The organism is Flavobacterium sp., assembly GCF_043722275.1.
Taxonomy (GTDB): Bacteria; Bacteroidota; Bacteroidia; order Flavobacteriales; family Flavobacteriaceae; genus Flavobacterium.
In genome coordinates this window covers 1-2,428 of record NZ_JAYSPC010000198.1, presented here as the reverse complement: position 1 = coordinate 2,428, position 2,428 = coordinate 1, and the positions used below count along the sequence as shown (strand labels likewise).

Annotated in this window: 1 protein-coding gene; it reads left to right on the top strand. The window is 31.4% G+C overall.

Features of this window, described 5'->3' with window-relative positions:
• Positions 1-261 precede the first annotated feature (261 nt).
• Entirely contained in the window at positions 262-1,872 is a 1,611-nt protein-coding gene (locus ACHZDT_RS23560; RefSeq protein WP_394777141.1) for a phospholipase D-like domain-containing protein, read from the top strand.
• The last annotated feature ends 556 nt before the right edge of the window (positions 1,873-2,428 follow it).

Genomic DNA, 2,428 nt, shown 5'->3' with positions numbered 1-2,428 from the left:
AGACTCAAAATCTGCCGTTCGCAAGGGCGTGAAGGTTCGATTCCTTTCGTGGGCACCAAGGTAAAAAACCTTCTCTTTTTGGGGAGGTTTTTTGTTTTGGGCAACTGCTTTTTCCAAAATAAATAGATTTAGATATTAGGATTTTTGCTAACTTACGTTAAAACTATTTACTTGTGCAGTTATAGATTGAAATGATTATTTGAACAAACAATTAAGCAAATACAAATGTTAGCTGTCAGGCTATGGCGACACTTCAATTAAATGAGACTAATTTCAAATCAAGAATCAGAAAAGCATTTATCAGAAATAATAAAGGCATTGGAAAATGCTGATGAGATTATTATTTGTACTGCATTTTTAAAGATGTCTGGACTTAACTTTTTAATTGAAAAAATAAATCTTAAAGATTTTAAAACAATTTTTTATGTTGGAACAAACTTTTATCAAACTGAACCAGCGGCTTTAAAAAAGCTTTATTCTGATGGACACACTATTTTTCTAAATACAAATAAAAAGCCTACGTTTCATCCTAAAATTTTTTATTTTAAAAATGAAAAAAATATAACAGTTTTTGTCGGCTCATCGAACTTAACTAGTGGTGGACTTTTAACAAACGTAGAAACTTCAATAGAAATCACTTCAAATAGCGAGTCAATTATTAACTCTGATTTAAAAAGACTTTTTGAATCTTTCAATCACACCTCAAATCATATAAATAATATCCAAATTATTTTGGACTATGAAAGAAGATTTGACTTGTATAAGAAAAAACATAAAGCAGCCGATATTGAATTTAAAAATGAAGAGCAACTAATTATCGAAGAAGAAAGAAAAAGAGAAGAAGAACGTTTAAAAAAGGAAGAAGAGGAAAGACTGAAAAAAGAAAATAAAAAAAAGCCAAGTAAGCCAAAGCTAAGGCGGTCTTCGGAAAATAGATTAGTAATAACTCCGGAATACTTAAAAACCTGGCCAAGTATATTTGAAGAATTTAAAGAATTTAGAAAGTTAAATAATGGCAACCCGATTGTTCCCAAAAAACATAAGTTACACACTTGGTATATAAAACAAAAATTTTTATACAAATCAATTGATGAAAATGGAAATAGATATATTCCTCCATTACATTTAGAACTATTAAATAATGAAACTTTTTATTGGGGTAATCCAAATGAATTACAATGGATGCTTAAGTGGGAAAATCATTTAAAATTATCAATTGAATATAGTAATTCGAAAAAGCTGCCATATACTTGGGTTACTGTTCAAAAGAATAATCCAAAGTTTAAATATAAAGCAGAAGCCCAATGGTGTATGGACCAAAGAATGAGGCTAAAAGGTGAATGGAAAAAAAGAAAAATAACCGAATATGAAATAAAAAGACTGAAAGAAGCTAAATTTCTAGAAGCATCAGATTCTGACAGTCGAAATATAAATGAAGATGCACTTATTAATAACCTCATACTAATTTCAGAATTAAAAAAAGAAAGATTATCTCAAGGAATTAGAAGATGGTTACCATCTCAAACTGATAAAGACCCAAAAATAGCAAAACTTGGAAATTGGTTAAATGACAAAATCGAGGCAATCAAAAAAGAAAAAAAACAAGAAAGCCAAAGAAATATTACTACTGAAACAGAAGAAGAACTTATTGAAATAGGAATTGATATTGAGTTTGGATTCAGCAAAACATATTTTGAAGATAATGTAAAAGAATATTTTGAAATGAAAAAGCTATATCCTTTAGACAATCCTACGGGTGAAGAACGAAAAAAATATTCGTATATTCTACAATGGTTAGCAAATAATAGAACTAAATTTGAAACCTATCCTCTTTGGAGAAAAGCAAGATTAAAGGAATTAGGATTGGTGTAATAGAAGCCCGAAAAGCTCCGCCGCTGTTAGCATTACGTAAAACCAATCTTCGCAGTTGCGCATCCGGCCAACAACATTGGCAGGCCGGCAGCTAAAAAATATCACCCCTTCGGGGTTTACCGGCATCAACTCTTTTATACTATAATAATAACATCCCTCTGGGATTACAAAAAGCAAAGCCGGAACGGCTGACATGATTATAGAAAAAATTACAGCAGGGAATGCTAAACCCCGCGGGGGTGATATATAAAACTGCCGATGTTAGTGTAACATAAAACACACCCTGAAGCCAACCGCATCACATATGAAGCCTACAGTTCCTACTGGCTCCTACTGGCTCAAGTGTTCCCACCCCAATTATTAAATTAAAAACGAAAAGATTTTGGGATCACTTGGCGCCGTTTTAAATCTACCCCGATTGTATCGGGGAGTTAATAAACGAAATGCCAATAGCATCGTTAACAAAAAAGCAGATAATGTATTTCTTTTAATTTTTACGGTAACTTTACAAGAATAGCACCATTAGAATTTTTAAAAAATGACAACTATTAAAGAA